Annotated in this window: 1 protein-coding gene; it reads right to left on the bottom strand. The window is 29.6% G+C overall.

Going from position 1 to position 318, the window contains the following annotated elements:
* Positions 1–30: 30 nt before the first annotated feature.
* On the bottom strand, positions 31–318 hold a 288-nt coding region (locus cpu_RS14070), incomplete at its 5' end, for a hypothetical protein (RefSeq protein ID WP_234970252.1).

Here is a 318-nt window from a genome sequence, read left to right as displayed (position 1 = left end):
TAAATTATATCATAAATTTAGGGGCTATTGTTATTTTATTCTACATTTTCTATTTTTTATAATACTTTTTTCAGGGGTCTCGGACGGTTCTGTCAGTGACCATTTTCGTCTAAAAAAATTGGAAGCGATTTTTCGCCTCCTTTTAAATTCGCTCTTTATATTTTTTTTCCTTTTTTTAAAGTAAGTTTTATAAAATACTTCTGAAGACGATCTTGAAAATGGTGGTTGTAAGAACCGTCCGAGAGGACTGAAAAAGTAACATTTTTTAGGCGCAAATTGGCTTTTTATAGCTGTAAAATCTTCCTTTAAACAAATATT

This window comes from Carboxydothermus pertinax (genome assembly GCF_001950255.1).
Taxonomy (GTDB): domain Bacteria; phylum Bacillota; class Z-2901; order Carboxydothermales; family Carboxydothermaceae; genus Carboxydothermus; species Carboxydothermus pertinax.
This window is presented reverse-complemented; position numbering and strand designations above follow the sequence as displayed.